Genomic DNA, 23,559 nt, shown 5'->3' with positions numbered 1-23,559 from the left:
TTAGTTTAGTCTGCCCCTATATATAGATAGACTAAACTAAACCCCTTTTAAAAATTAAGAATATGACATGTGAAGACTTAAAGCGAATACCGCTCATATCCATTTTACAGCATTTACAGATTCCCTGTGCAAAGATGAACAGCAGGGAAGCATGGTTCAAGAATCCCTTTAACGGAGGAGATGAACGGACGGCATCGACAAAGGTGGATGTACACCAAAATATATGGTACTCCCATTCCGAGGGTATCGGAGGGAACAATATTGATTTCCTGATGAAGTTCTTAGGCACATCCGAACTCGCAAAAGTCTTGGAGTGGGCTGATGAGAGAAAAAATTTTTTTTCTTTTCAACAGCAGACCGTCTCGAATAGTTGGCACGCCGTACAGACAGAAAAAGAGACAGGCTACACCATACTGTCCGTAAAACCGCTTAAAAACAAAGCATTGCTCGACTATCTGTCTAATGAGCGTAAGATCGACCCCGATATTGCCAAGGCTTTTTGCAAGGAAATCTACTACCGGACAGCAAACGGGCAGACATATTTTGCCGTATGCTCTGTCAATGATTCGGGAGGATTTGAACTGCGCAACCCCTATGACAAACGGTCGTTAATGACAAAAGACATTACGACCGTAGACAACGGAAGCAACGGGGTTATTTTGTTCGAGGGATTTATAGACTGGCTTTCTTTTTTGACACTAAGGAAGATTGCAGACCGACCGTTTCCATGTACAGATTATTGCATACTGAACACTACCGCCCACCTGAAAAGGTCATTCCCTTTTTTGGAACGGCACAAAACTATCGTCAGCTATCTGGACACGGACGAGTCGGGAACAAAAGCATACAGAGACTTGGAAATCCGCTTTGGAAAAACCCATAGTCTCAAAAATGGAATACAGGAGCTACAGCACAGAAACAGTACGATAAAAGACGTGAATGATTATCTGGTGCATGGTCTATCCGACACCAAAATCGAAAATCGTCCAACTGGCAGAAAACTATCGAATAGGTAGGGAGCAAGGTTGTGTTTTGGTGACCCCAAAACCTATAGGCTCCCGATGGTCACAGCTAAAAGTAACAACAAAATGAAAGATACCAAGAACAAGGGCGGAAGACCCGCACTGGAAAATAAAAAGAAGTTCAGGATCAATGTCCGTTTCGATGAAGCGGAGCATAAAAGGGTTCTGCAGAACGCACAAACGGCAGGTATGAGCAAATCGGAATGGGTACGCAAAAGCGCCATTATGCGAAAGATCGTACCGAGGTTTACCGAAGAACAGTTGAAAGCGTTCAGGGCAATCACAGGTGCTTCGAACAACCTTAACCAACTGACGAAAAAAGCCCACCAGACAGGGCTGTTTGAAGTGGCGCAGGAATGCCGAAATACGATCGGCCATATCAACCAATGTATCGATATACTACTGCACCATGATAGCGAAGATCATTGAGGGGCGGTCATTCGGCGGTTGCGTTGGATACGTACTAAAGGAAGATAGTGAGATTATCCATGCTAATGGATTGCGGACAGATTCGACAACGACCATTGCACAGGATTTCAATTTTCAGCGGATGCTGAAACCCAGATTGGGAAAGGCTGTCGGGCATATTATCCTATCGTGGAATACGGCAGATAAGAATATGCTGGACAACGATATCATGGTGTCATCGGCTAAACGCTACCTCGCCAAAATGGGCATCAGGGATACACAGTGTCTGATGGTCAGGCATCACGACCGCGAACATGATCATATCCACATTATCTATAACAGGGTGGACAATCATGGCAAGACCATATCCAACAGCAATCAGCGGTATAAGAGTTTTACAGCCTGCAAGGAACTCAATGCCCTATATGGTTTTAAGCAGTCCGACGGGAAGCAGAACGTCAACAGGGGAAGGTTAAAGGGAAACGATCGGACAAGGTATCAGATATACGATACCTTGAAGGCGGGAATCCGTATTAGTAGAAATTGGACAGAACTACAGAACTATATCCGCTACAGGGGTGTGGAAATGCAGTTTAAATATAGATCTCGTTCGGATGAGGTTCAAGGTATTTCGTTCAGTAAAAACGGACAGACATTTCGGGGATCGGCCATTGACCGCTCATTGAGCTATGGACAGATCGACAGAGCGTTAAACGGGATCGATAACGCTATGGGACAAACCCATCGGATAGAAAGCAATGTCTCGACAGATCGGTCTATGGATTCCAATATCGGGGAAACCATCGGTTACTTAGCTTCGGCCCTATTTTCGATCCCTGAAAGCACGTCTGCTAAAAACGAACCCCTTAACAAAAAAAGAAAAAAGAAAAAGAACTACGGATTAAAACGTTAATATCATGCATACACAATTAGAGAATTTACAGCAACAGGTAAAAAATTTGGAGGAAAATGCAGATCTGATCACACAAGATATTGTACGGATCATGCCGACCATGATATCCCTGCTCTCTGAAAACGAAAAGAACTTGAAGGAATTTCAGCAAATGCGCTCCAAGGATCAAGAACTATTGCATCAGATCAAAACCTTTATCAGGAAGGAAAACGACCTCCTTACCAAAATTGTGGGTGATTATGATTCTTTACAGAATTTAGCTGTCCAAATTGTCGATGCCACGGAACGAGAACTCAACATTTTGATCGACAAGGAGAAAGAGATTGTTGCCAAACTGGCCGAGGTTCCCGAAAGGATCAATGTAAGACATCGTTACGGCATCGACCTGAAATCAACACCCATTATCATAATCATGATATTTTTTTCGGTGATGATATCATTGGGGATCGGAATGCTACACGAAAAGGATAAACAGCTCAGTGACAGAAAATCATACGAATTGCGCTACAGAATGATGGAACTTGACTTACCTAATATAACGGCTCATATCGATTCCGTTTTTTCCGTTAACCCGGATAAATTCCAGAACCTAGTAATTAAGAGAGAAGAGGAACAGAAACTGAAATTTCAGATTCAGCTGAAACAGGAGGAAATCAATACGCTAAACAGCCTGTCTCACTAAATTGATTTTAGTATCTTTATCCACCTTTTTATGGTTTTAATGCATGAAAAAATCGGAAATTAGAGATAAGTTAGCTGAACTTACGCAGCTTATCGATCATAATAGCTTCATATACGACTTCTTGTCTTGCTTTGGATTATCCAAAACAACCATTGCTCGCTTACGAAAAGGCGACTATAACCTTTCTAAAGTAGAGGGGGAATTATTCTACAAGGGAAAAATATTTTTCAAGGCAGAGGAATCTGAGAAACTTATTCATACGATTGATGAGTTAAGTAAGGATGATAAAATCTTGAAACAGAAGCCTCGCTTTATCATAGTAACCGATTTTGAGCAGGTACTTGCTACAGATACTAAGCTAAAAACAAATAAAGAATTTCCGATAGTCGAATTGGCTGATCAGATTGATTTTTTTCTTCCACTATCTGGTGCCGAAATATATCGAGTTAGTACCGATGATAAAGCGGATAGGGATGCAGCGTATAAGCTCGCCGAGCTCTATGATTTATTGGTTATTGACAATCCAGATTGGGTAGCACAAGGAAGTCACCAACTCAATTTATTTTTATCCAGGCTGTTGTTCTGTTATTTTGCGGAAGATACAGGTATCTTTTCTACCAAAAGCATTTTCACCGAAGCTTTAGCAAATAATACCAATTCCGATGGATCGGATGTGGCTGAGTTCCTGTCCATATTATTCAAAAAACTAAATACTGAAACAGGTGATGGGGGGGGGTCCGGCTATTTGGAACGGTTTCCGTATGTAAACGGGGGGCTGTTCCGTGACGAGATTATCTGTCCTAAATTCTCCCAAAAATCGCGACAGATCCTGTTGGATTCGGGCGAGTTGGACTGGTCAGAGATCAACCCAGATATTTTTGGGTCGATGATACAAGCTGTTGCCGATCCTTCCGAACGTACAAATCTTGGGATGCACTACACGTCTTTGCAAAATATTCTTAAACTGATCAAGCCATTGTTTTTGGATGAGTTGTATGAAGATTTTGAAAAACACAAAGAAAACCCGCGTGCGTTGGAGAGATTACTCATCCGGTTAGCCAAAATCAAGTTTTTTGACCCGGCTTGCGGAAGCGGTAATTTTCTAATCATTACTTATAAAGAATTACGTAATCTGGAAATCCAGATCATTAAGCAATTAATCGACCTAGATAAATCTCAACGGAAAATATATTTCACGTCGATACTCCTTACGCAATTTTATGGAATAGAGATCAAGGACTTTGCGCATGAAATGGCGATACTATCGCTATGGCTGGCCGAACACCAAATGAATCAAGTATTCGAGACGGAACTATTAGATTACGGGCAGTCCAAGCCGATACTACCACTCAAAGAAGCTGGAAATATAGTGCAGGGAAATGCCGCAAGGATGAATTGGGAAGAAGTTTGCCCTAGAAGCGATAATGACGAAATCTATATTATTGGTAATCCACCATACTTGGGGAGTCGGAACCAAGATACCGAACAAAAATCCGATATGAAATTTGTATTCCGTAAAGATTATAAAAGTATGGATTACGTGTCTATTTGGTTTTATAAAGGCGCGAAATACATTGAGGGTATCAATGCTCAACTGGCTTTTGTTTCAACTAATTCAATTTGTCAAGGTGAACAAGTAGCCCTTATATGGAAAAGATTTTTAAATGCAAAGATTGAAGTCGGTTTCGCTTATCAATCTTTTAAATGGGTAAACAATGCTAAAGGAAATGCGGGAGTTATGGTGATTATTGTGGGTTTACGTAATAAATCTCCTAATTTTAAAATATTATTTACCGATACAGTTTCTAAAGAAGTTAAAAATATTAATGCTTATCTATTGGACGCACCTGATATTTTTATAACAGGAAGTACTAAGCCCATTTTTGAATTGCCATTGATGATTTATGGAAATATGCCATTAGAGGGTGGTTTTTTAAGGTTCTCAGAAGAAGAGAAAAAAAGCATAATACAATCTCAACAAGGTATTGAAAAATTTATTAAAAAAGTTGTTGGAGGGGAGGAATTCATTAAAGGTCAAAATAGATATTGTTTTTGGATTGAAGACAAAGATTTAGATGAAGCATTATCCTTTGATGAAATTTGTAAAAGAATTAATTTGGTGAGAGACTTTAGAACTAATGGAGGAGAAGTTGCAAGAACTTTAGTTAAAAAATCCCACCAATTTAGGTATAGGCATATGCCAACTTATCATCAATTTGTTATTCCATGTACTTCATCCGAGTCGAGAGATTATATTCCGATAGGTGTATTTGATAAAGAGTATGTATCATTAAATTCTGTGCAAAGTGTCTACGACGCTGAGCCTTGGCTTTTCGGTGTCCTACACTCCAAGATGCACATGGTCTGGGTGGATGCAGTAGGAGGAAAGTTAGAGACACGTTACCGCTATTCAGCAAAGGTCTGCTACAATACCTTTCCCTTTCCGGCGATCAACGACAAGCAGAAAGAGCTGATCACCCAATACGTCTTTGACATCTTGGATCAGCGTGCGAAATATAGTGAGAAAACAATGGCTTGGATGTATAATCCCGAAACCATGCCTTCTGGATTGAAGGAAGCGCATCATGCCTTAGATTTAGCCATTGAGCGTATTTACCGATTGGCACCGTTTCATTCGGACGAGGAGCGTTTGGAATACCTCTTTAAGCTGTATGATGAGATGAGTAAGAGAGATACACTATTTGCCAAAGAAAAGAAAACGAGGAAGAAAAAATGAGTGTAGAAAATTCACATAAACAAGATTTCGAGCACATCCTTAAACTCATACAGGATGCTCGTGATCGTACGTATAGCAAAGCAAATAGCGAACTAGTTCTATTATACTTCAATGTAGGTGAAATTGTATCACAAAAAGTACACGCCGGAACCTGGGGGGATAATACGGTTCAACAATTGGCGGACTACATTCAGTCTAAAGCTCCAAATCTATCCGGTTTTAATCGCCGTGGACTTTACCGGATGAAGCAATTTTACGAGCTGTACACAGCAGATTCGGCTGTTTTTAAACTTTGGGCAGAAACAGTGTCGCCGGTAGCGACACAAATAAATAATGACAAGCAAGCAATTGTGTCGCCAACGGCGACACAATTACAAAACACAGATAATCAATACTCAAGCTTTATCACATCTGTGCTTTTACAAATAGCGTGGGCAAACCATCTTGAGATATTTTCGGCGGTAAAACAGCCTGAACAAATTCTGTTTTATTTGCTAATGAATATCAAAGAAAAGTGGAATAAGCTGGAAATTCGCCGGCAAATAAAGACAGCATCTTTCGAGCGCACTATATTATCGAACAAACTGATTTCATCAGCTAAATCAACGTTACCGGAAAATCTATTCAGAGATCCATACATGTTTGAATTTTTAGACTTGCCTGATGGACATTCAGAAAAGGATCTGGAAAAAGCAATAATACGCAACTTACAGAAGTTTATTCTGGAAGTTGGAAAAGGATTCACCTATATGGGTAATCAGTATCGTCTGCAAGTGGGCAACAAAGACTATTATACAGACTTATTATTCTACCACCGGGATTTACAGTGCTTGGTATTATTCGAGTTAAAGATTGGTGATTTTGAACCAGAGTTTTTGGGAAAACTTAATTTCTATCTGGAGGCGTTGGACAGAGATGTCAAGCGACCACACGAACAGGCAAGTTTTGGGGTTTTGCTTTGCAAAGGAAAGGATAATGAAGTCGTTGAATATGCTATGGCCCGCAATACCAGTCCTTCGATAATTGCTGATTACGAAACAAAACTAATAGACAAAAAGGTATTGGCAAAGAAACTACATCAATTGGCGCAGGCATTAGATAAATCGGAAGACACGTAATTTTCCAGAGAATTTAATGTATCTTAAAAACAGAAAGTCATAAAGAATGGAGAAAAAAGACATTAAACATCCCGAGTATATAAAACCGATTAACTTGGTAAACGTGACCTATTCACAAACTGGTCAAAGCAAATCGACGAACGCTTTAGGTATGCGTGAAATGCAGGCAAAAGCTTATGAAGCTCGATCCGCTCAATACTTGCTTTTAAAAGCACCTCCTGCATCAGGAAAATCCAGAGCCCTGATGTTTTTAGCTTTGGATAAACTTGTTAATCAGGGAATCAAAAAAGTAATCGTCGCCGTGCCGGAGCGTTCGATCGGCAATTCATTTGCACCAACCGAATTGACGAAATATGGGTTTTATGCAAATTGGGAGCCTAATCAACGGTTTAATCTATGTACCGCTGGAAGCGATAAGAGCAAAGTAAAAGCTTTTCATGAATTTCTGGAATCCGATGAACGTATTCTGATCTGTACACATGCCACGCTCCGGTTCGCTTTTGAAGGTTTAAAAGAGACAGATTTTGATAGTTGTTTATTGGCCATAGATGAATTCCATCATGTTTCTGCTGACGGCGAAAATATTTTAGGAAACGTTTTACGCAACGTTATGTCCAAGTCCAGCGCACATATTGTGGCGATGACAGGCTCCTATTTTCGAGGAGACAGTGTTCCCGTACTGCTACCAGAAGATGAAAAGAAATTTACACCTGTAACCTACAACTATTACGATCAGCTTAATGGTTACGAATATCTTAAATCGCTAGGAATTGGATACCATTTCTACAGAGGTCGTTATTACAAATATGATCCCGAAAAAGGCACCTCGGCATTAGAGGAAATACTGGATGAAAATCTTAAAACTATTATCCATATACCTAGTGTTAACTCTGCTGAATCCTCTAAAGAGAAGTTAGAGGAAGTCAATCATATTATCGACTGCATAGGGGATTTGGAATATCAAGACACCGAAACAGGTGTTCTATATGTGAAAAGTAAACGGTCAGGACGGATATTGAAGATTGCTGATCTGGTAAATGATAACCAAAAAGAACGTGATAAAATCGTAGCTTATTTGCGAGGAGTCAGTTCGCCTGATGGCATTGATATGATTATCGCACTGGGGATGGCAAAGGAAGGTTTTGACTGGCCTTATTGCCAGCACGCCTTGACAATAGGCTATCGTGGCTCATTGACAGAAATTATACAGATCATCGGGCGTGCAACGCGCGACAGCAATAACAAATCACATGCGCAGTTTACTAATTTGATCGCTCAACCTGATGCGGTTGATGACGATGTCAAATTGGCTGTCAACAATATGTTGAAAGCTATTACAGCTTCTTTGTTGATGGAACAGGTGCTGGCTCCGAATTTTAAGTTTAAGCCCATGGACGATGAAGATGAACCGGATGATGATGAAAATACAATAAAAATTCGTGGATTTAAGAAACCATCCTCACAACGAGCCAAAGATATTATTGAAAGTGATCTAAATGATCTGAAAGCTAAAATTTTGCAAGATGACACGATGTTGAAGGCAATGCCTGGCAACATAGAACCTGAAGTTATCAATACGGTCATTATCCCACGGATTATCCGAGAGGTGTATCCCGACTTGAGTGCAGAAGACGTTGAAGCTGTACGTCAATACGTTGTTGTCGATTCTGTCATAAAAAATGGAGAAGTAGAAGACCATGGTTCAAAGAAATTTATCCGCATGGCTGGTTCATTTGTCAATATTGACGACATACATATTGATCTTATTGATACAATCAATCCATTCCAAAAGGCTTTTGAAATCCTATCTAAGAATGTGACCAAGTCAGTATTAAAGTCTATCCAAGACGCCATAAATATTACAAGGATTGAGATGACTGAAGAGGAGGCAATAGCCTCTTGGGATGCCATAAAGCGATGGAAATTAAATACGGGAAAGGCTCCTGATATTAATTCTTACGATCCAAAAGAGCAAAGGTTAGCGCAAGCTTTATTATTTTTGCAGGACGCAAAACGGAAAAAGCATAACAATGGCTAAGACATTAGACGATATTTTCGAAGATGACGACTTCGGGTTATTAAACGCCAAAGAGCCCCATGCTACTTATTTAAGTACAGATGAAGACCGTCTGGTCGATGCATTTGAAGAGCTAAATACCTTTTTTGAAAAGAATAACAGAGAGCCCGCCAAAACATCGATGTCGGAATATGCACTATTTTCCAAATTAAAAGAATGGCGTTCCAATCCAGCAAAAAAGAGTTTACTTAAACCATTTGATCGATTTAACTTATTAGGAGATGAAGAACATTCCAAAATTGAATCTATAGAAGACATTTTGGAAAATGATGATATGGGATTGCTGGATATGGAAGGTGATACATCCATTTTTGATTTTGTCCACACCCCAAAAAGTGGGAGACGTGCAGACGCGGAGTATATCGCACAGCGTAAAGCATTGCCTGAAAAAGAATTTCAGCGCTATGATCGGATGTTTAAGCAGGTACATCAGGAATTAAAACATGGAAAACGACGCTTGTTGCCATTCTCTGATGCTGAAAGAAACCTAAAAGAAGGAAATTTCTATCTTGTGGATGGATTGATTGCTTATTTGGAAGTCTCCGAGGCAGAACAAGTACTTAAAGAAAACAAATCAGGCGATAGAGTGCGTTTAGAGGGTAGAACCGTGACTATATTTGAAAATGGGACTATTAGCAATATGTTGTTTCGATCCTTGGGGAAAGCTATTCATAAAAATGGTAAAATGATTACAGATACCGATGAGAATCAGCAGAATCAATTATTTAAGAATGCCAATATTGCCCAAGAAGGAGCATTACAATCAGGATGGATCTATGTACTACGATCTAGATCATCAAATCTTGAAATTAATGGCTTAAAAAACTTATATAAAGTTGGGTTTTCCAAATTGCCGGTTCAAGAGCGGATTAAAAACGCAGCTAAAGAAGCAACGTATCTATTTGCTGACGTGGAAATAGTGGCTAGTTATAATTGCTACGGGATTGAGGTACAGGCTTTAGAAAATCTTTTACACCGTTTTTTCGGAGCCGTATGCTTAAATCTAGATATTTATGATCAGAGTGGAAATCGATATGTTCCAAGAGAATGGTTTTGCGTTCCTATTAATGTTATCGATGAAGCTATTGAACTTGTACTCAATAACACTATTTTCAATTATAAGTATGATGACACACAGGAGAAAATTGTGTTAAAGTAAATTAAAGATTCAAATTATTACCAAAACTTTACGAATAAAGTTTAATCAGTTATGATAACCAAGATAATCCTAAACAAAGTAGCAAGCTACAAAAACCAAACAGCTTTAATAACTGACAAAAAGGTTAACTTAATATATGGTTTAAACGGTACAGGAAAAAGTACGTTATCAAATTATTTACACCAACGAACAGACGACAGATTTAAAAATTGTTCGATTGAAGGATTGGACGACGATCACGAAATACTCGTTTATAATCAAACTTTCATTCAGGAAAACTTTTTTGAAGCTGAAAACTTAAAAGGAATTTTCACACTTTCAAAAGTAAACAAAGAAGCAGTAACAAAGATTGCAAATGCTCTGAAAGAAATTAAAAAACTTGAGGAAGATAAAGTAATCAAAAATGCACAACTAGAAACGGAAAAATCTTCTATAAATCAAAAACAGGAGACCGCTAAAAATGAGATTTGGAAAATAAAAACCGATTACAGCGGTGGTGATAGGGTTCTTGAATTTTGTTTAGACGGTTACAAAGGTTCAAAAGATAACTTGTTTAATCACATTGTTGGTTTAGCAAAGCCAACGGCCAAGCCAACAAAAAGTATTGAAGACTTAAAAAATGATTTACAATCGATTTCAGGCGACAATGCTCAAAAGTATTCTCTATTATCGCAAATTACTTTTCCTTCTCAAAGCATAGAAACAGAGGCATTATTTAGCAAACAAATAGTAGGGAATGAAAACAGCACAGTTTCACAGTTGATCAAAGAACTTGGTAATTCTGATTGGGTTAAAGCAGGGTTACAATATTTACCCAAAGAAGAAATACAGGAAAATTCAACTTGTCCGTTTTGCCAAGAAAAAACTATCTCAGATAAATTGATAGAAAGTATCAAAAATTATTTTGATGCCACTTACGAAGCAGACATAAATTCTTTAAAAGCATTTTTAGATGATTATATACAGGCAATTCAATCAATTCCAAATAAAGCTATATTTGAAGCAAACCCGAAATTTGAAACACTCAAAAAGGATTTTGAAATTAAATACAACGTTTTCACTAAAGTAGTTGAGGATAATAAAAAACTGATTGAAGATAAAATAAAAACACCAAGTGTTTCTGTAACGCTCAAAAGTTCTACAAAAGCACTTGAAGAATTAAACGAGGTTATTCAAAAAATCAATTTGCTTGTCTCTGAACACAACAAAAATATAGATCAAATAACAGCTGTAAAATCAAATATTAAAAGTACTTTTTGGGAAATAATGCGTTGGGATTATGATCACACCATCAGTGGTTTTAATGTTGATAAAGTAACGTCAAAAAGGTTAATTGACGTATTAGACACAAGCCTAGAAGACACAGAAACAAAAATAAAGACTCAAAATGCAATCATTTCAAAAGAACAAAAGCAGACAGTCAATATTGACGATGCCATTGTAAATATTAAAAATGGTTTAGTTGATTTAGGAATTACAGATTTTGAAATAAAAAAGCACACTGATAATTTGTACAAAATAGTGCGAGGAGAAAACGAAGATAAAGTTTTCCGTTCTTTAAGCGAAGGTGAAAAGATGATTATTAGTTTTCTTTATTTTCTTGAACTATGCGGAGGTAAAAAAGAAGCGACAGAAGTAGGGAAAAAGAAAATCGTTGTCATAGATGACCCGATTTCAAGCTTATCACATATCTATATATTTAATGTAGGTCGATTAATTCATAACGAGTTTTTGAGAAATGATAAGTACGAGCAAGTTTTCTTACTTACACATAGTTTGTATTTTTTGTACGAAATGACTGATACAAACAAAGAAAGACGAAAAGAAAATCAAAAATTGTTTCGACTTAGAAAAATATCAAATGGCAGCGAAATTCTTGAAATGAGCTATGAAGAAATTCAAAATGACTATCATTCTTATTGGTTTATCGTGAAAGATGACCAACAACCTGCAGCATTAATTGCTAATTGTATGAGAAATATCATTGAATACTTTTTCAATTTTGTAGAAAAGAAAGATTTAAATAATGTATTTCAGAAACCTTCGATGCAAGAAAATCGATTTCAGGCCTTTTGCAGATATATAAATAGGGAGTCGCACTCATTAGGCCAAAATATTTTTGATATTAAAGAGTTCAATTATAATGATTTTAAAGATGCTTTTGCTCTTGTATTCAAAGAAAATGGCTATGAAGAACATTACAAAAGAATGATTAAATAAATGTGTGGTAAAACAAAACACCCAAAATTATCGGGTGTAATTTTGGGTGTAAAACTTGTGAATGATTGATTTACAAGTTGTTTCGTGGAGATGATGAGGATAAAAGTGAAATTATTAATTCAATATTGTTTTTTCTGGAAGGGTTCAATATTTAGTTAGGTTGGGGAATTTTATAATACATGAATAAATAATAAAGGTGGGGAATAAATAATCTGCTTAATGAAATATTATTTTTATGATGAAATATTATTTTCCAAGTGACGGTAAAGAAATTAAGATATTAGAATTGTTCTTCGCAAACATCAAACATATTTATAACGAGTTCTTCAGCATTCTTATTTAAAGCCTCCATTTTCAGCTCTAATTCATTTAATGTCTCTAAAGAGATTTCAAAATTATTCTCATATCTGGTCGCGCGATAGATATCTTCTAAAATTTGTAATAATGCAATATCATTATCATTTTCTTCATTAAATACCCCTGAATAAATTGCACTGCTTTCCTTTAGAAAAACATGATGACATCGTATGGAATGTGTAATTCGCTCTTTAGACACCATAATCAATTCGAGATTTCGATAAGTTAATTCTATAACCTGATGCAACATAAAAGAAGCTATAGAAAGTTTTCCAATCTTTTTAAAATGAAAATATCCATCCTTAAATTCATTAATTTTTTGTTTTACCCATTCATTTACACTAATCGCAGCCTCTTTACATTTTTGGTAATCAAAATTCTTAGGAATAACTTCAAATGTTGAATTTTCTTTTTTATAGATAAGCTTTGCTGGCTGACAAGTGTTGAATAAAAACAATCCTCCTCCCCTGATTTTGTCCCTCGCTTGAAACGCTACATAACAGATAACTTTATATTGCGGAAAGTCCCTAATTACATTCATAATTTTAGGGACTTCACTCCCTAAAGTTTTTACATACTTATTCGAAACCAATATTATAAGTTCATACGGAGCTACATCTCTATCATACGTATTAAGGTAGATTTGTACAATATTAAACCTAGAAGTAATGAATGAAACAATAGTTTCTAAATCTTGTTGATTTTCTTCTTTTTCCATAATTTATTAGATTAATCATTGATTATATATCTTAATCCACTAATCATTTAAAATTTAGTTATTAAAACGCATTAAAGGATATTGATTAATGCTCATTAAGCACAGATATATCACCTTTTGCTCTGTCTATTTTATTGAACCAACGCTTATACCAATACTGCATGTACATATGATTATTTTTCCAAAACAATCTCAAATCATTATGTTCCATTGTATCTATAGTTTCATATATTTTTCTCTCACATCTCAATTCATCAAACATCTCTTCGATTTGTTTTTTAGTATAGAGATGCTCACCGTATTTGCAGACTTGAAAAAACTTTTGTGCAAATTTGCGTTGTTTACCTGTTGCTGTCTTATGATACGAATAGCTTAACATCCACATAAAATCGTTGAGTATTTGCTCTACTTTGACATCTAATATTGCACACAACATTCTAAAGTTACTTGGAACAGAGAGCTTTATTTTTCTGCACTTCGTAGAATACATTTCATCGATTTCAGCATACTTATTATACATATCGACCTCCACAATTATGTCTTTTTTCTTTCCCATAATTTTTTATTTTTAGTTAACACAAAAAAGCCAATTATCACTCATGTAGTGAACCAAAACAGCATGTATAAAACAATATACATTGGTATTTTACTAGAATTATCATGTATTGTACTATCTGAATATCTTTCGTATCTTGAATGCTGAATAATTGTTAACTTTGGATTTATGAGTACAACCAACACGACAAACCACATAGGAAGAAAAATCAGCCGTATCCGTGAACTGCGGGGAATGAAGCAGGAAGCTTTAGCGATTGAATTGGGTGTAAGTCAGCAGACGGTATCCAATATCGAAAAAAACGCTACTATCGAAGCTGATTTATTAGCACAAGTAGCAGAAATATTAGGCGTTACTCCCGAAGCGATTGAGAATTTTGACGAAGAAGCTGTGTTCAATATTATTAATAATACATATCACAATACTAGTAGCGATAATTCTACTTTAATTGCAAGTTCTGTAAACTATCAACCAACTTTTAATACTGCAGATAAAATTGTCGAACTGTACGAACGTCTTTTAGAAGCCGAAAAATCGAAGGTTGAATTACTAGAAAAGTTAATAAATAAATAAGATCCAATTTTCTAACCTTAATAATGCACAGCGAATCACAAAACACAGAGTGGAAAGAATCATGGCATCAGGATTATTTTAAATGGATATGTGGTTTTGCAAATGCACAAGGTGGAACCTTATTTATTGGTAAAGACGATAATGGAAAAGTCAAACATCTCCAAAATGCAAAAAAACTACTTGAAGACATCCCTAATCAATCAAGAGACTTATTAGGGCTAATGATTGACGTAAACCTTCATACCGAAAACAACAATGATTATTTAGAAATCACTGTTGAACCTTATCCATTTCCAATCAGTCTAAGAGGTAAATATTATTACAGATCTGGGAGTACACTTCAAGAATTTAAAGGTGCTGCGTTATCCAAATTTCTATTACAAAGGCAAGGTAAAAAATGGGATGGTGTTCCCGTTCCAAACATCAGTGTAGAAGATTTAAAAAATGACACTTTTGATCTATTTCGTAAGAGAGCAATTAAAAGCGGAAGATTAGAAGAACAAGATATCTACGATGATAACTATGCGATATTAGAAAATCTGCAGCTCATAGCAGAAGAAACAAATATGCTCAAACGAGCAGCAATATTGCTATTTCACCCCAAACCAGAAAAATACATAACTGGTGCATATATCAAAATTGGATATTTCGAATCAAATGATGATTTAAAATTCCAAGATGAAATCAAAGGGAACTTAATTGAGCAAGCTGAACTATCACTCAATCTTTTAACAACAAAATATAATAAATCTACGATAACCTATAAAGACGGCATACGTGAAGAAATCCCATTATTTCCGCAAGAGGCAATAAGAGAAGCATTGTACAATGCCATCGCGCACAAAGACTACAGCAGTGGGATACCTACCCAGATAAGTGTCTACCCTGACAAAATTATTTTTTGGAATGACGGCCAGCTGCCTGATAATTGGACTGTGGCAAAGCTTGCACAAAAGCACCCATCAAAACCTTTCAATCCTGATATCGCCAATACATTATTTAGAGCGGGCTACATTGAATCATGGGGACGTGGTACCATTAAAATAATTAATTCCTGCAAAGTACATAAAATTGCCCCACCTATATTTTCAAATGAACCACCTGATTTTCAAGTTGAAATCACGGTATATAGCAATAAGAATCTTGAAGAGAAAGGGCTAAAAGAAGAGTTTAGAACAATCATACTATATATTCAAGAACACGGTTCAATCTCAAATTCAATCGTCCAAGAAATCAGTAAAGTTAGTAAAGCTACGGCAACAAGATACTTAGCCGAGCTAGAAAAAGAATACATTACTAAAATCGGAATTACTGGTGCAGGAACAATCTATGTATTGAAAAGCTCTTAATTGAATTTTAGCCACAGATAAATGGGCTCACAATCGACTCACAAATAAATGGATTAATTCCAGAGTGAATGATTTATCAATATTTATGAAACAATACGTACATAGTAATGGGCTCACAATGGGCTCAATTTATTAATAGATATGAATCATTTCAGAGATGTACTTATAATAATTCATGGAAGTGTAAAGCAAACTGTGTCACTGAGCTCTAAATAGATATAGGTCCTTCGGACCTATATCTATTTAGAGCCGCCGAAGGCTTTAATTCTATCACCAAATTTAAGGTGGAGTTGGTGCATTGTCAAGCCCCAATTACGATTTGGCATAGTCCATTTTTTGCTTATGTTTTGTATTGCTAGACTGTTGATAGTTACTGTTCATTCTGAGATGAAGGGGAGTTTTAAACTTTCCTTCATCTTCAATTTTTTTCTATTAATATTAAAGTTCTAAAAACACTGCGATATTCCAAACAGAGAATATATTATATTTTCCATTTGAAAATACATAATCATCTATTTGTCATATTAGTCAAATGAAAATATAATATTCAAATCTTCGTCGGGGTCAAACTGACCATCGATCAATTCATCAACTATCATTAATCCATCAGCGAAGTCTTCCAATACACCAGCAGATACCTGATATGAAAGTGGATATAATGAGCTAGGTTTTCTAAATGTTTTACGGATTCGGAAAGCATCTTGCACATCAAAAGCAGATATATCACCAATCTCATGGATAAACCCTTTTTCAAAGGGCTCGACAAGAAGCTTATGATGAGTAGGGGATTTAGCTTGATATATTTGTGCAAATAAGCAAGATTGGAATTGCGCGACCTCTAGTAAATAGCCAACACTTTTAATTAATTCCTCATCATTAAAAATGGACTCTAAGGCTACTGTTCCGAATCCACCAAGTGCAAAATTATAACTAAACAACTCGCGATAATCCTTACAACGTGTAAAAAACTGCTTATATTTTTCACCTATATTTTTGTCTATTCTTTCAATTTCATCGGTCACTAAATTCGCAATCTTAGAGTGGCTTTTTCTAATTAAGTCGCCATCTCTCCATTCGTTTTTCGGGTTGACCAAAAGTAGTACACGAGAGGCAGTAAACAAACTATAGTATCCTAAATAAGGTATTACCATGCTCAAATTTTGCTTTTTAGCATACCGGTACGAATTAACCAACACTGTCGTAGCCAAAATATACTTCCCGGCGACATAATATCGATACTTCCATTCTGAAAAAGTTTCGTCATCAATCTTATCGATAAGTTCTTCGCTATATCTTTTAAATTTTTCACTGTAAGCTAAAATCTTATCACACCTGACATCCAAGTACCTAAAATTATATTCACTAATAAATTCATTAATCATTATTACTTTGGTTTTCTAAAACTAAGGAAATTCATACAAATGTAACTGTTAATATTAAAATTTGAAATCGTCCATAAAATGGAGAATAACTTCTTAAAAATATTGGATGATACTCATAATATTGCAGGATAATATTACTTACTTCATTGTTTTATGATTTAGGTATCGCGTTGACTTGTAAAATAAATTTGTCTATAATTTGAGATAGTAATACTGTGTTATTTGTTATTGGAAAGTGAGTTTTTAACTTGGTGCAAAATTCTGTAACCCTATCTTTATTATCAATATAGAAGCCTATATTCCGAGGGTCAATAGCACCATTTTGAAATCCTGAACTTGAGATATCAAAGCCTGGCAGGAAAAGTACTGCATGGTCATTTTCAATTACCCAAGCAGCTCCCATCTCATTTAGACATGCTACACTTTTGTAATACTCTGACGAGAGAAGGTAAATAACAAAACACTTTTCACTTATTTGTTTTTTTAGCCAATTGAAAATATTTTCTCCGATCGGAATACCATAAGCTACATTACTAGTAAATATAATATCATCTATTCCTATTCCTTTTAAAAGTTCTACGAGCGCTGTTCCATAGTCTTTGTTAATACTCGCATGTGAAATAAAAATTTTCATTGATTTATTTTCATTTAAGACTTTAATTTGTTTTTGAATCAATTTATACTCGTCATCATTTCTGATATAATTTAAGAGATCTACAAGTTCTTTACAAATGGAATATATGTAATGAACTGGTATATTTTGACCATTATATTTTCTATTAATTTTTTCTAGCGACTCGAGTTGATTTGAATAGTAATCAATCTCTTTTTCAATTACATTTACAAGCTGATTAGGACTGTAATATTCTACTTTCCAATTGCCGCTATATAAGGGGGTGTCTAAATTTATAGAGAAAGTTTTAGTCACGACATAGATTTCTGACTGCTCATCATATGTCCCATATGGTGTCCAACCGGAACGGTCAGGCTTAATTTCCATAGCAATTTCATATGATGGTCCATGATTGCGATTTTTGAATTCGAATAAATATTTTTCAGCATTTTCTAACATATAAATTTATCTCATTAAAATTTTATTGATATCAATTTCTATCAGTGCAAGCATCTTCATCATACCATAAATCCTCAAGAGACCAATATTTTTTTGTTATTTGGCCTTTTAATTTAAGAAGATCCCTATTAATGATAGTATTACAATACTTCATTTCTATTTCCGTCTTAATAGCCCTTAAGGAACGAGCTAAATAATTAATTTTACACTGTAAATCTGTCTTCCCACTGCAAGTTTATTTTTAATTTGCTTCTAATTTGCCATAAGATTCAAACGCTATAAACTTTGAATTATAATAATGAGGGTTGAATTTCTTTTTCAATAAATTAAAGAAATTCTCGTCATGAGTGGAAATCACTAATTGTCTATCTAATTGCTTATCAGTCGTAATACTACGAAGTAAATCTATAAATGATAATACATTTATAGAGTCTAGATATTGAATAGGATCATCCATAAAGATGGTATTGATCATTACATCTTTATTCTGAAGTGCTTTTGCCAAAAATATACTAAGAGAAAGAATATTTACCTGAGCAGAACTTAAATAAAGAATAGGGTCAATTTCATCTTGATTTTCTTCATTGACAGCTTTTATAAATAGCTTGGGTTTTATCCCATCAAATTGAGGTTCAAGTTTTATCTTTTTAAAATCAGGGTGTGGATCAATTTTTTTATAAATATCATTTATTATTTCCTGATTGAATACCGAATCTATTTTCTGTGTCAAAAAATCAGACAACTCCGCTTTAAGCTTACTAAGCTTTTCCGCTGTTTCATTTATATTCTCTAATTTTTCCTTATAAAATTTAAAATCTGCTCTAAGTTTTTTTAGCTCCAAATTTTGCTGCATGAATTCAATATTGTTTTGCAATTCCCGAAGCTTTATATCTCTCTCTTTTAAATTTGAGGTTGATTGTTCTATAGTTGACAGTCTTAGTTTAATTATCTCGGCTTTAATATCATCTGCTTCAATGAGGGACTTGTATTGACTCTTATATTGTGACACTCTATCCTCTGTACTCTTTAAGATTGTCGTTTTCTCTATCAGATTTTTTTGTATATCTTCTTTATTGCTGTTTTCTGTATTCTTTCTTAGTAAGTCTATTTGATTTTTCAGGAATGAAATCTGATCTCTTAACTTCTGAATGTTTCCCTGAGTATTATTAGTTATCTCCTGTAATCCAGATTCTAGATATTGAGCTTGAATGATAGATTCACTTTGCAAAAATGTATCAACCGTAATATAATCATCTCTTTGATTGAGTTCTTCAATTTTAGCAACAATCTCGGTGACCCTATGCTCTGTTTCTAATATTCGTTTTCCTGCGTCTTCGATTTGCTTTTTAGCATCTGTAATTGACTGCGATAAACCTTGCTTTAAATTATCGGAATCTTCTAACAGTAATTTTAAAAAGTCATTTTCGATTTCTATATCACTGTACTGAGAATTGAGCCTTTTGTTTTCGTTCTCAACTATTGTTTCAATACTTGTATAGTAATTAATGAGACCTTCTGTGCCAGATAACTTTGAACTATTGATGGTTAAGCTTTCTGTTAATTCCAAAGATTGTTGTTTTAAATGACTTAACAATACTTCATGTTGTATATTAATATTGTATTTCCGTTGTTCAATACCGGTCTGAAGTGATTGTATCCGTTCATAATTTTGATTAAGACTTAGAGCATCATCTTTTTGACTAGAAATTCGAAATAGTAATTGTTTAAAATCAGTTTGTGGTGTATCACATAGAGGACATGTATTTGTTTCGGTATTGGATATAAAGTTCTTTCCAAGCTCAATTATTTTTTGTAGATCTTCATTAAGGCTACCTTTCTTATTATACTCTTTCCTTAAGCCTGCCAGCATTTTATTATCCGCTTCAATGTCATAAAATTCTTCTTTTATTTTTAGAACCAGTTCAGAAAAATCACTGTAAGTATATTCGATGTTACAGAGTGATTCCAGACTAAGGGATAATATATTTTGAACTGTATTTAATTCAGTTCTTAGGGTTGTTACAATATTATTTCTCGTCTCTCTTATTCTTTTGCAAAGAGACAAGCGGTTATTAGAAGAATCTCCTTTTTTCTTGTTTGTTTCTATTGCGATCATCAGTTCAGCCAGACGTTCGTAGTTTTCACTGAACTTGCTCTCATTAACTAATATACTTTTTAACCGATCTTCTTTATTTTTTAATTCCTTGTCAGCGGTGTTTTTTTGTTCTACAAATTTTATTTTATCTTCAACTATTTTTTTTCGTTCATCTGTCAATCGATTGGTTTCGTCAATAATAGAAGAAAAAGAATTTTTTAGAATTTCTATTGCGTTGATTTTTTCTAAATTAATAACCTCCTTTTGAAGTTTTGACTCTAAATCTTTTTTCTCATTTTGTTTGTTCTCCAATTGAGCGAACACACTTAATACCGATTGTAAGGCTTTAACTTCATTGTTTAGGCTTACAACCAATTCAATATTCTGGGAATATGAAGAAAGTCCTTCTCTCAAAGCAATCATGCGTTCTTTTTCAGATTCCGATTGTTGTAATTTAGATACTACAGACGCAATACTATTGTTTATTTCTCTAACAGTATTTTCAAATTCAGAATCAGTAGTATCTTCTGTAAATTCTTGAATAATAATATTATTACTTTTATTAAAGTTAATCTGCTTTATTAAGCTGTTAAAAAAGAGAATTTTACCTTCAGAATTAGTTAACCCCAAAATTTTACTAGATATTTTTCCAATCTCGGCAGTTATATGTACTAGTTCTTTTTCACTTTCTTCATAAAATTTAGAAACTCCAACAAAATAATCTGACTCATCATTACCATCCCAAAAATCCAATAATGCCTGATATTTTTCTTCTGGTGTTTTGGAGCTTAAAAATGAATCAATTCTTGATTGTGGTAAAATCTCTATCCTTTTGTGAGTTTTATAATTAACAATATTTTTCAGAGGAGATGTATTATTGGAATCTAATCTCCCTGGAAGTAAATCCCATTTATCACTGCTTGATGTTATACGGGTAAAGTGTAAATTTTGTTGATCAAACAGACTTACACTTCCATTATTAAGATTAGATTCTCTGTTTTTTAGAATTGCACCACCAAACTCTTCTGCTGAATTTTTAATCTTTGAGTTTTCCTCAAAACGCTCAATTTTTCCTTTTGTATTCCATTCAATACCGTCAAAAAAAGATGTTTTACCAAAACCATTCGGCGCATATATAGCAACTATGTCAGCAATTTTATTATCGGGTAACGTAAAATCAAAAGTAACCCTATCTCTATAGCCTCTAAACGCCTCCAAGATTATTTTACTTAATTTAATATTGTTGTTTTGCGTCGTCATTTCCTTATATATTTAGAATAGAATGGGGTAATTTGCTTATTGCTTTTAAATCCTTTTAGGGCTGTCAGAATATTAATATCGGCTTCTTTTATTATTGTTTCTATATTTTTATCTTTTAGAGGTAAAGAAGAAACCACTTCCTTTGCTGTTGTATATATTGCGAAAATTTTCTCTCTTATTAACTGTGAAATATAATCTTCAGAGAAATCGACTGTTTTCAAATTGTCTTCCACCAGTTTTCTACAACAATATTTATCTTGCTCGATTTTGTATTTTATTTCTTTTGGAACTTCATTTTCCAACAAGAATAGTAGGTATATGTTCCACCTTTCTATCTCCCTTTCTAAATTTGTTTGAAAATTTATAGCAATGTTTTCAGTAAGATCTTCCCAATAATCATTTAGAGCATCATTGTTACTACAAGTTAACGTAAATAGGTGGCAGGTATATGGAACTTTTGCATCCACTCGATAAGCCCAATATTGGAGTTGTCTTTCAACATAGTCTTTCTTTGCATTCTGCAATATATTTTCCGGTAATTCTAGATTACGAAGCATAGTTAAGGATATTTATAATTTCTTGTTTTATAAGTTCTAATATTTCATTTGGTTGTAAGTCGTCTATATCTATTTGATCAATTTTTGTTGAAAAATGATCAACATGTATACAGGAAAATTCTGGAATTTGTAAGGCATTGTCAATCATCATACCGTTACTGAAAAAATTCGATCGATCAACATTCGCAACAATATTCTTGACTTTTTCTTTTGTTAAAAAATCATTACCTCCAGTCCTTTCTGTACTTGAAAATGCTATTAATGAATTCTTTCTTATTTCAGCTTGTAAATCGTGTTGGGATAAGAATAATCGGAGTAAGCTTTTGATATGATTCTCATTGGCTGAAAAATATAATGGTACTTTATTACAGCAAGATTCCAAATCCTGTAGTTCTGGAATTGCAATATTTAAGAAAGTAAGTAACTCCAACCACGCTTCCCAAAGTTTCGATTGAGAAAGGCTATCTGAATAATTTTTTGAGAGAGGTAGTGTTAGCTTTTCTTTATTTCGATCAGCTATTGTTATGGGAGTAATACCGTTATTATGTATATTTTCAGTTTTTGATCGAAAAAATCCATGTAATTGGGGATCAATTCTCATAAATGCCTTTGCTACATAAGAATTAAAACTTAGGAGATCTGATGGAATGAGATGTTTTAAACCTAATTTGTTGATAATAGAATTAAAATTAGAAATATAGATTGTAATAAGCTTATTATTAGCTCCTGACGGATCTTTTAATTCAGGAAATATACCTTTTAAAACCAAAGCACCATTAACTTCTGCAAACACCCCGCAACCGGAAAAACCAATCATAGCTTTTTGTGTATTAATATCCCATGTATTTTGCCCCTGCTCTGTTCTTATTTCCGTACCTAATTTATCTTCACTTTGCATATCACAAAAACAGCGGACATTTTCTCTTTTTTCTCCTTTCTCTATGTTTTTGCTCAGTCTCGAAGGATATCCATAAAGGACGATTGATTCATCTTTTATAGGGTTAGAATGTACCAATACCATTTCAGAATCTCCAATGTATGGAATTACAATTAAAGCTAAATCTAATGTGTCATGCACTTCATAGCTTACTATATTGGGAATAGGATCTCCATCGGCATTTCCTCTGTATATCTTAATGTTTTGTGTAGGAATTAATACTTTCTCTCCGTCACTTGTGACTTCGAGATTGTGTTTAACGGTAAGTACGTAAGTATATTCTTTGGAATCAGGTTGAAATATACAACCGCTTCCATTATTGACTTTTACAGCAAAATGTCTTAGTTGTTCATCTATTGTCGGCATA

At 34.7% G+C, this 23,559-nt stretch carries 18 protein-coding genes; 11 read left to right on the top strand and 7 right to left on the bottom strand.

Going from position 1 to position 23,559, the window contains the following annotated elements:
- The first annotated feature begins 62 nt into the window (after nucleotides 1-62).
- Genes QYC40_RS09000 through QYC40_RS08960 form a run of 9 tightly spaced genes read left to right on the top strand, consistent with a single transcriptional unit; the run spans nucleotide 63 to nucleotide 12,336 of the window.
- Nucleotides 63-1,016 (top strand): toprim domain-containing protein, encoded by a 954-nt coding sequence (locus QYC40_RS09000; protein WP_301993648.1) that lies wholly within the window; start codon nucleotides 63-65, stop codon nucleotides 1,014-1,016.
- A gap of 45 nt (nucleotides 1,017-1,061) precedes the next feature.
- Nucleotides 1,062-1,451 carry a plasmid mobilization relaxosome protein MobC gene (gene mobC, locus QYC40_RS08995; RefSeq protein WP_301993647.1) on the top strand — a complete coding sequence of 130 codons (390 nt, stop codon included), beginning with the start codon at nucleotides 1,062-1,064 and terminating at the stop codon, nucleotides 1,449-1,451.
- Nucleotides 1,432-2,343 (top strand): relaxase/mobilization nuclease domain-containing protein, encoded by a 912-nt coding sequence (locus QYC40_RS08990; RefSeq protein ID WP_301993646.1) that lies wholly within the window; start codon nucleotides 1,432-1,434, stop codon nucleotides 2,341-2,343. Before mobC ends, QYC40_RS08990 begins: the two co-directional genes overlap by 20 nt.
- Nucleotides 2,344-2,347: 4 nt before the next feature.
- Nucleotides 2,348-3,025, top strand: coding sequence for a hypothetical protein (locus QYC40_RS08985; RefSeq protein ID WP_301993645.1), 678 nt, complete (start codon nucleotides 2,348-2,350; stop codon nucleotides 3,023-3,025).
- A 43-nt stretch (nucleotides 3,026-3,068) separates the two neighbouring features.
- Entirely contained in the window at nucleotides 3,069-5,762 is a 2,694-nt protein-coding gene (locus QYC40_RS08980; RefSeq protein ID WP_301993643.1) for a DNA methyltransferase, read from the top strand.
- Nucleotides 5,759-6,880: a YhcG family protein gene (locus tag QYC40_RS08975; protein ID WP_301993642.1), complete on the top strand. Its 1,122-nt coding sequence runs from the start codon at nucleotides 5,759-5,761 to the stop codon at nucleotides 6,878-6,880. The genes QYC40_RS08980 and QYC40_RS08975 overlap by 4 nt, the downstream gene beginning before the upstream one ends.
- Before the next feature lie 46 nt (nucleotides 6,881-6,926).
- Nucleotides 6,927-8,918, top strand: a complete 1,992-nt coding sequence (locus QYC40_RS08970; RefSeq protein ID WP_301993641.1) for a DEAD/DEAH box helicase — start codon at nucleotides 6,927-6,929, stop codon at nucleotides 8,916-8,918.
- Nucleotides 8,911-10,116 carry a GIY-YIG nuclease family protein gene (locus QYC40_RS08965; protein ID WP_301993639.1) on the top strand — a complete coding sequence of 402 codons (1,206 nt, stop codon included), beginning with the start codon at nucleotides 8,911-8,913 and terminating at the stop codon, nucleotides 10,114-10,116. Before QYC40_RS08970 ends, QYC40_RS08965 begins: the two co-directional genes overlap by 8 nt.
- Before the next feature lie 51 nt (nucleotides 10,117-10,167).
- Nucleotides 10,168-12,336, top strand: a complete 2,169-nt coding sequence (locus tag QYC40_RS08960) for an AAA family ATPase (protein ID WP_301993638.1) — start codon at nucleotides 10,168-10,170, stop codon at nucleotides 12,334-12,336.
- Nucleotides 12,337-12,616: 280 nt separating this feature from the next.
- Here QYC40_RS08960 and QYC40_RS08955 read toward each other — a convergent pair whose 3' ends face one another.
- Entirely contained in the window at nucleotides 12,617-13,411 is a 795-nt protein-coding gene (locus QYC40_RS08955; protein WP_301993636.1) for a hypothetical protein, read from the bottom strand.
- An 85-nt stretch (nucleotides 13,412-13,496) separates the two neighbouring features.
- Nucleotides 13,497-13,967, bottom strand: a complete 471-nt coding sequence (locus tag QYC40_RS08950; RefSeq protein ID WP_301993635.1) for a hypothetical protein — start codon at nucleotides 13,965-13,967, stop codon at nucleotides 13,497-13,499.
- Between the two features lie 168 nt (nucleotides 13,968-14,135).
- Between QYC40_RS08950 and QYC40_RS08945 the strand changes: the two genes are divergently transcribed.
- Nucleotides 14,136-14,540: a helix-turn-helix transcriptional regulator gene (locus QYC40_RS08945; protein ID WP_301993634.1), complete on the top strand. Its 405-nt coding sequence runs from the start codon at nucleotides 14,136-14,138 to the stop codon at nucleotides 14,538-14,540.
- A 23-nt stretch (nucleotides 14,541-14,563) separates the two neighbouring features.
- Complete coding sequence (locus tag QYC40_RS08940) at nucleotides 14,564-15,889, top strand: ATP-binding protein (protein WP_301993633.1); 1,326 nt, start codon at nucleotides 14,564-14,566, stop codon at nucleotides 15,887-15,889.
- A 524-nt stretch (nucleotides 15,890-16,413) separates the two neighbouring features.
- On the opposite strand, the gene QYC40_RS08935 is transcribed toward QYC40_RS08940, so the two are convergent.
- The 5 genes from QYC40_RS08935 to QYC40_RS08915 all read right to left on the bottom strand — a co-directional run bounded on the left by QYC40_RS08935 (nucleotide 16,414) and on the right by QYC40_RS08915 (nucleotide 23,558).
- Nucleotides 16,414-17,271: a hypothetical protein gene (locus QYC40_RS08935; RefSeq protein ID WP_301993632.1), complete on the bottom strand. Its 858-nt coding sequence runs from the start codon at nucleotides 17,269-17,271 to the stop codon at nucleotides 16,414-16,416.
- A gap of 151 nt (nucleotides 17,272-17,422) precedes the next feature.
- Nucleotides 17,423-18,343: a toll/interleukin-1 receptor domain-containing protein gene (locus QYC40_RS08930; RefSeq protein ID WP_301993630.1), complete on the bottom strand. Its 921-nt coding sequence runs from the start codon at nucleotides 18,341-18,343 to the stop codon at nucleotides 17,423-17,425.
- Nucleotides 18,344-18,584: 241 nt separating this feature from the next.
- Nucleotides 18,585-21,698, bottom strand: coding sequence for an AAA family ATPase (locus QYC40_RS08925; protein ID WP_301993629.1), 3,114 nt, complete (start codon nucleotides 21,696-21,698; stop codon nucleotides 18,585-18,587).
- Nucleotides 21,695-22,255 (bottom strand): ABC-three component system middle component 1, encoded by a 561-nt coding sequence (locus QYC40_RS08920; RefSeq protein WP_301993628.1) that lies wholly within the window; start codon nucleotides 22,253-22,255, stop codon nucleotides 21,695-21,697. The genes QYC40_RS08925 and QYC40_RS08920 overlap by 4 nt, the downstream gene beginning before the upstream one ends.
- Entirely contained in the window at nucleotides 22,245-23,558 is a 1,314-nt protein-coding gene (locus QYC40_RS08915) for an ABC-three component system protein (protein ID WP_301993627.1), read from the bottom strand. Before QYC40_RS08915 ends, QYC40_RS08920 begins: the two co-directional genes overlap by 11 nt.
- Between the last annotated feature and the right edge of the window lies 1 nt (nucleotide 23,559).

Source organism: Sphingobacterium sp. BN32, assembly GCF_030503615.1.
Lineage (GTDB): Bacteria > Bacteroidota > Bacteroidia > Sphingobacteriales > Sphingobacteriaceae > Sphingobacterium.
This window is presented reverse-complemented; position numbering and strand designations above follow the sequence as displayed.